At 73.2% G+C, this 6,596-nt stretch carries 6 protein-coding genes and 4 pseudogenes; 9 read left to right on the top strand and 1 reads right to left on the bottom strand.

Translation table 11 applies throughout. From position 1 onward, the window contains the following. The 8 genes and pseudogenes from K6I34_RS28550 to K6I34_RS28515 all read left to right on the top strand — a co-directional run. Positions 1-676, top strand: a 676-nt coding sequence (locus K6I34_RS28550; RefSeq protein ID WP_229330178.1) for an acyltransferase, incomplete at its 5' end; no start/stop codon positions are given. Between the two features lie 47 nt (positions 677-723). Further along, on the top strand, positions 724-1,296 hold the full coding sequence (locus tag K6I34_RS28545) for a GerMN domain-containing protein (RefSeq protein WP_229330176.1): 573 nt from the start codon (positions 724-726) through the stop codon (positions 1,294-1,296). Between the two features lie 100 nt (positions 1,297-1,396). Further along, a pseudogene (locus K6I34_RS28540) lies at positions 1,397-1,923 on the top strand (response regulator). Beyond that, positions 1,920-3,371: pseudogene (locus tag K6I34_RS28535) on the top strand (ATP-binding protein). Before K6I34_RS28540 ends, K6I34_RS28535 begins: the two co-directional pseudogenes overlap by 4 nt. Further along, on the top strand, positions 3,368-3,865 hold the full coding sequence (locus K6I34_RS28530; protein WP_229330174.1) for a GerMN domain-containing protein: 498 nt from the start codon (positions 3,368-3,370) through the stop codon (positions 3,863-3,865). Before K6I34_RS28535 ends, K6I34_RS28530 begins: the two are co-directional and overlap by 4 nt. A gap of 398 nt (positions 3,866-4,263) precedes the next feature. Beyond that, entirely contained in the window at positions 4,264-4,638 is a 375-nt protein-coding gene (locus tag K6I34_RS28525) for an RNHCP domain-containing protein (RefSeq protein ID WP_229330172.1), read from the top strand. Positions 4,639-4,664: 26 nt separating this feature from the next. Further along, positions 4,665-5,080, top strand: a pseudogene (locus K6I34_RS28520) (RNHCP domain-containing protein). A 109-nt stretch (positions 5,081-5,189) separates the two neighbouring features. Further along, positions 5,190-5,711, top strand: coding sequence for a GNAT family N-acetyltransferase (locus K6I34_RS28515; protein ID WP_229330170.1), 522 nt, complete (start codon positions 5,190-5,192; stop codon positions 5,709-5,711). A gap of 47 nt (positions 5,712-5,758) precedes the next feature. Here the strand turns inward: K6I34_RS28515 and K6I34_RS28510 are convergent. Beyond that, positions 5,759-5,889 (bottom strand): annotated as a pseudogene (locus K6I34_RS28510) (IS5/IS1182 family transposase); the annotation flags it as partial. 160 nt (positions 5,890-6,049) lie between these two features. On the opposite strand from K6I34_RS28510, the gene K6I34_RS28505 reads away from it, so the two are divergent. Beyond that, positions 6,050-6,490 (top strand): glyoxalase/bleomycin resistance/extradiol dioxygenase family protein, encoded by a 441-nt coding sequence (locus K6I34_RS28505; protein WP_229330168.1) that lies wholly within the window; start codon positions 6,050-6,052, stop codon positions 6,488-6,490. Positions 6,491-6,596: the final 106 nt, after the last annotated feature.

The following is a 6,596-nucleotide window of genomic DNA, read 5'->3' as shown; positions in this document are numbered from 1 at the left end:
CGCCGGTGCGGGGGCGCTCGTCTCGCTCGCGCTGATGGTCGTCCACGGGGACGCCGTGGACACGACGCGGGCGTACGAGGGCACCGACACCCGGGCGTTCGCGCTGCTGCTCGGCGCGCTGGTGGCCACGGCGCCGGTCCGGCGGCTGCTCGCCCGCGTCCCGGGACCGGTGTCGGACGGATTGTGCGCAGCGCTGGCGTGCGGCCTCGGCGCCGCCTGGGTGCTGACGGACGGCCAGAACGCGCCCGGCCTCTTCCAAGGCGGGCTGTTCGCGCACTCCGTGGCCTGCGCCCTGCTGATCGGGCTGCTCGCCCAGTTCCCGGACGGACGTGCCGGACGACTGGCGGGGAGCACGGTCCCGCGGCGGCTCGGGGAGCTGTCGTACAGCCTGTACCTGTGGCACTGGCCGGTGTACCTGCTGCTGCCCCGGACGGTGTTCGGCGTCGGCGGGTGGGGCCGCACGGCCGTGGCGATCGGGGTGTCGGTGCTGGCCGCGTGGGTGACGAAGGCCCTGGTGGAGGACCCGGTCCGGTTCCGGGCACGGTGGGCGACCGGGCGGCGGGGCTCTGTGGCGTTCGCCGCCGCCCTCGCCGTCGCGGCGGGCGTGTGGACGGCCGTACCGCAGCCGCACCCCGGCGCGGGAACCGTGGACATCGGACGGCTGACCGCGCCGTGAGACGCGGGTGCGAGGAGTCCGGCCCGGTCCGCGGGGAGACTGGGCGCATGCCGACGAAGGCCCTTTCCAGACTCCTGCGGCGGACGGCCGGAACCGCCGCCCTGCTCGCGTCCTGGGCGCTCGCCGCCTGCGGCGTTCCCGACACCGGACCGACGGCGGACGGCGCCCCGGCCGGCGGGGCCCGTACGGCCGGCACCTCTCACCAGGTGCGGGTGTACTTCGTCGCCCCGAACGGCAGCTGGCCCGTGGCTCGCTCCGCGCCCGCCGGTGCCGGACCGCAGCGGGCGCTGGACGACCTGCTGGCCGGTCCGACCCGGGACGAGCGGGCGCGCGGGCTGGTCACCGCCCTGCCAGCCGGGGCGCACCGGGTGCGGGCCGAGTCGACGGCACCGGGGACGGTGGACCTGTACCTGCCGTGGCTGGTGTCGGAACTGGACCGGACGGCGGTGAACCAGCTGGTGTGCACGGCCGCCGCAGCGCCGGGAATCCCGGGCGGGAAACGGCCGGTGGACGTGGTCGTCCGGGTCCACGAGTCGGGGCTGTCCGGCGAACCATGGCCGGTGATGTGCGACGAGACCGGCGCGGCCGCCCCGGTGGGAGCACCGCGCGGGACCCGCTGACGCACCGTCCGAATGGCTATGTTCAACCTGTATACAACCTTTTGCCCTTCCTGGTGGGGGAGGGCGGCTGAGCCGACGAGCGAGAGGAGAGGGCCGGTCCATGACACGCGTCCTGCTGATCGAGGACGACCCCGCCGTGCGCCGCGGCGTCACCCTGGGGCTGCGCCGCAACGGCCACGAGACGGAGGCGGTCGGCACCGGCGAGGACGGCCTGGAGTCGCTCGGCCCGTTCGCACCGGACATCGTCCTCCTCGATCTGATGCTGCCCGGCATGAGCGGACTGGAGGTGTGCCGACGCATCCGTGAGGCCGGCCAGGTGCCCATCGTGATCCTCTCCGCCCGCGGCGACGACATCGACGTCGTGGTGGGCCTGGAGGCAGGAGCCGACGACTACATCGTCAAGCCCGCCAACACCGAGGTCATCGAGGCACGCATGCGCGCGGTGCTGCGCCGCGTCGCCCCCGCCGCCAGCTCCTGGAGGAGGTCTGGGAGCACAGCTACTACGACGACGCACGCCTCGTCGACGCCTGCGTGAAACGGCTGCGCGCCAAGATCGAGGACGACCAGCGCAACCCGCGCTACATCCAGACCGTGCGCGGCTTCGGCTACCGCTTCGGACCGCTGTGAGACGCCGCCGCTTCCCGCGCCGCCTCGCCCCCAGAGGCCTGCGCACCCGCCTCGTCGTCGCGTTCCTCCTGGTCGCGGCGGTCAGCGCGCTCGCCGCCGCCGCTCTGACGTTCCGCCAGGCCAGGGCCGCGATCCTGGACCGCGCCCGGGACACCGCCGTCCACGACCTGCGCGCCCAGGTCGGCTCCCTGGCCCCTGACCTGCCCGCCGCCCCGGCCGCCACGGACCTGCGCGCCCTGGTCCTCCAGCTCGACCGGGCCGCCGGCTCCCGGGACTGGCGCACCGCGGCCGCCTACCGCGACGGCTCCCTCGTCTACGCCGCGGGCCCCGCGCCCGCCCTGCCGGAACGGCTGCGCGGTGTGGCTACCTCGGCCCGTACCGCCGTCGTTCAGCGCTTCCACCACGCCGACTAGCCCTGGCTCGCCGTCGCTCTGCCGGTCACCCGCGCCGACCGCCCGACCGAGCCGTCCGGGCTGGTCGTCTACGCCTCCTTCTCGCTCGCCGGGCAGGAGCGCGACGTCGCCGCCCTCGTCGCGGCCGCGCGGGCCGGCGCCCTGCCCGTCGTGGTTCTGGCCGTCATCCCGGCGCTGCTCGCCGCCCGTCGTGTCCTGCGCCCTGTACGGCAACTGCGCTCGGCCGCCGAGGACATGGCCGACGGCGCCCTCGACACCCGGATCGACGTCACCGGTGACGACGAACTGGCCGACCTCGGCCGCACGTTCAACACCATGGCCGCCGCCCTCCAGGCCGATGCCGCCGCACTGCGCGCCATGGAGGCCCGGGCCCGCCGCTTCGCCGCGGACGTCTCCCACGAACTGCGCACCCCGCTCGCCGCGATGACCGCCGTCACCGGGGTCCTCGACCAGGACGCCGCCTCCGGGCACCTGGAGCCCGAGACCGCCGAGGCGCTGGAGCTGGTCGCCGACGAGACGAACAAGCTGGTCCGCATGGTCGAGGACCTGATGGAGATCTCCCGGTTCGACGCCGGCGCCGCCGTCCTCGAGCTCGACGAGATCGACATCGGCGAACTCGTCGGCAAAACACTGGCGTTGCGGCACTGGACGGACCGGGTCGGCGCCGACGTGCCGCCGGGGCTGCGCACCCGCCTCGACCCGCGGCGCGTCGACGTCGTCCTGGCCAACCTCATCGGCAACGCCCTGCGCCACGGCGGCCCGTCCGTACCGGTGGACGTCCGGGCCCGCGCCGAGGACGACCGGCTCGTCATCACCGTCACCGACGGCGGCCCCGGAATCCCGGCCGACGTCCTACCGCACGTCTTCGACCGCTTCACCAAGGGCGACGCGGCCCGGACCCGCAGCGAGGGCAGCGGCCTGGGCCTCGCCATCGCCGCCGAGAACGCCCGCCTGCACGGCGGCTCCCTCACCGCCGCCAACGCCCCCGGCGGCGGCGCGGTGTTCACCCTGACGCTCCCCCGGGCCCCGGTGTGAGACGGCACCTGCGCGTCCTCGTCCTGGCCCTGTCACTCCTGACCGGCTGCGGCGTCGACGACACGGGCCCCACCGGGGCCGGTGCCCCCGCCTCCGGACTGCCGCTCCCGGGCCGGCGCCCGGCTGCCGTCCTCCATCTCTATTTCTCCTCCCCCGTAGGCCTGGAACGCGTCTCCCGCCTTTACGACGGCCCCGACGCGCCCCAGGCCGCCCTGTACCGCCTCGTCCAGGGCCCCGACCCGGCCGAACGCACCCGCGGCCTCGTCACGTTCATCCCACTCGGCACCCCCGCACCGACCGTCGCCACGCGAGAGCAGGGCGCGGTGGACGTGCACCTCCCACCGGCCTGGACGGCCAACCGCACCGCCCTACGGCAGCTGGTCTGCACAGCAGCCGACGCCGCGGCGGCACCTGGCGCCGGACCGGAGGGGCCCCGGGTGCGACTGCACCGCGCGGAGGGCGGCGAACCTGTCGAGGAGACGTGCGCACGGTAGCCGAGGTGCGGTCGCTGCCGTTCCCAAGGCGCCACGGTAGGCCGCGCGCCATGCGGGGAAGGGGTGGCCGGGGGCGCGCCCCCGGCCGGGTGGCGTCGAATAATGCGTTGACGCCCCCTGAAGTCGCCCTGTTAACCTTCAGGGGTCGTTCTGATTCGTTCTGGGCCTGTGTGCCCTGGAAAAGGGTGTTTGATGTCCCGGCCCGCGCCGAGTGCGCCTCGCCGTACCGCGTAACCGTCCGCTGCCTTTCGCTGCCCGCTTCTCCGGGCGACTGCCGGATGTGTTCTCCGGTGCTCTGACCTGCCTGTTCGCCGTTCCACGGCGTTTTCGGGCCCTCTGACGAGGCCGCTCGGCCTGCTCTTGCTGTCATGACCGACTTCCCAGCAAGGAGCACCCGGGTGTCCAGCCACACCACCAACACCACCACCAGCATTCTGAGCCTCGGCACCTTCGCCTGCGCCTGGTGCGGGCTGACCGTGTCCGCATACGCCGCCGACGGCGCGCCGCGCGACCACTGTCCGTCCTGCCTGCACTCCCGGCACGTCCTCGACCACGTCGATGGCGGTCCGAGCGACTGCGAGGGCCGGATGTCCCCGATCGCCATCGCCGTGCTCCGCACCGGTGACTGGATGGTGATCCACCGCTGCGTGCGCTGCGACGAGCTCACCTCGAGCCCGGTCCGCGCCGACGACAACCAGCTCATCCTGATGCGCATGGCGGTCCGCCCACTGGCCCAACCTCCCTTCCCGCTCGAAGCGTTCGGAACTCTCTGACCGCCCGTCAAGGAAGGAGCATCGCCATGTCGCGCAACAATAGCAGCCGCGGGCGGCGCCGTCCGCAGCGGCGCAAGGACGTCCTGCACACCCAGGGCGGGCACCGGGCAGGCGACTTCCGGTGCACCTCCTGCCGGCTCGATGTGTCCCTGGACGCACCCGGCACCGCGCACCGCAACCACTGCCCCAACTGCCTGGCCAGCCTGCACGTCGACCGGAAGATCCCCGGCGACCGCGACGCGGACTGCCGCGGCCGGATGGAGGCGCTGGCATGTCCGTCCGCCCGGACGGCGAGTGGATGCTCATCCACCAGTGCGCCTCCTGCAGCGAGCTCAGCACCAACCGCATCGCCGGTGACGACAACCCGCTCGCCCTGATCCGCCTCGCCCTCAGGCCACTCACCGACCCCAAGCACGCCGGCCGCGCCCTGCTCACCCTGTGATCTGGCTGCTGCGGCCGTGGGCGGGGCGCACCTGCAGCCGCGCCCCGCCCACTGCACCAGCCCACCACGGCCTCCACCTCCACATCCACAGAAAAGGAACACTCCAGCAGTGAAGATCAGGACCGAGACCCCGCACGACACCGACCGCGTACGCGAGGTGATCACCGCCGCCTTCGGCTCCCCCGAGGACGCCGACCTCGTAGACGCCCTGCGCGCCGACGCGTGCTGGATCCCCGAACTCTCCCTCGTCGCAGAGGACGGGAACGGAACCGTCATCGCGCACATCCTGTTCACCCGAGCCGGCATCGGCGGCGCCCCGGCACTGACCCTCGCCCCGGTCTCCGTCGACCCCGCCCACCAGGGCACCGGTATCGGCAGCGCCCTCATCCGCGCCGGCCTCGACGCCGCCCGCGCCCTGGGCGAACACACCGTCACCGTCCTCGGACACCCCACCTACTACCCGCGCTTCGGCTTCGAACGCGCCGACGCCCACCAGGTCACCTGCACCCTCAGCGCCGGCCCCGACGAGGCCAAGATGGTCCTCTCCCTCGACGGCCGCCCCGTCCCGCCCGGGGACATGACCTTCGGCAAGCCCATGGCCGACGCGGTCAGCGTCTACCAGCCGCAGTAGCCGAAGCGGCAAAGCCCCAGGTCGTAGGCATCGATCTGGGGCTTTGTCAGATGGTGCTCGGACCCGGGGCACGCGCGATCGACGGGTGAGGGGCCGGCACGCTCGCCTCTTTGAGAGCCCGGACGTGCGATCCGTCCACGGAGCAGCCGTCCAGGTCCAGCAGGTCCACGTGGCGCAGCCCAGAGCTGATCCGCACTGCGAGCCGCTGATCAGCCCTTTTGCCTAATAGGCCATGGATTGACCTATTGGCTTCCTATGGTCGTGGCATACCCCCGGAGAGCCCCCCAGGGCCCGTACCGATTCCCAGGGATTCCCCCCGATACCACCAGGAGCCCGTCATGGCCGAGCAGACCCTCTTCACCACCCCGATGATCTACTGCGACAACGCGCTCGACGCCCTCGCCTTCTACGCGGACGCCCTCGGCGCCGAGGAGCTCACCGACCGCCGCATGCTGGCCGCGCACCTTCCCGGCCTGGCGGACGTGCCGGGCATGGACCGTACCGTCGTCTACTCCGCGCTGCGGTTCCCCGACGGCAGTGGCCTGAACGTCGCCGACCGCTTCGGTGACCCGACCGCCCTCGGCGGCCCGGTCACCGGCAACAACCTCCACATCGGCCTCCAGCACACCGACCTCGCCGAGCAGAAGGCGGCGTTCGACAAGCTCGCCGAGGGCGGCACCGTGTACGAGGCGCTGGAGCCCAAGCCCTGGGGCGCGGTCTACGGCATCGTCCAGGACCGCTTCGGCGTGATCTGGGAGATGAACTGCTGCACCGCCTGAGCCCGCCCGCCGGTGCGGGAACACCCCGACCCCGCACCGGTAACCGGCCCGGCACCGCACCACCCCGTTCCAGGAGCACCCCGATGAATCCCCCCTGTCTCGTATA

This window comes from Streptomyces sp. UNOC14_S4 (genome assembly GCF_020740835.1).
In the GTDB taxonomy this organism is placed as follows: Bacteria; Actinomycetota; Actinomycetes; order Streptomycetales; family Streptomycetaceae; genus Streptomyces.
Note: the sequence above shows the minus strand (reverse complement) of the source record. Positions and strands in the feature narration are given on the sequence as shown.

Bases quoted from the DNA above. Each gene is read 5' to 3' on its own strand.
- K6I34_RS28505 (WP_229330168.1), top strand. From the start codon at position 6,050: ATGGCCGAGCAGACCCTCTTCACCACCCCGATGATCTACTGCGACAAC.
- K6I34_RS28545 (WP_229330176.1), top strand. From the start codon at position 724: ATGCCGACGAAGGCCCTTTCCAGACTCCTGCGGCGGACGGCCGGAACC.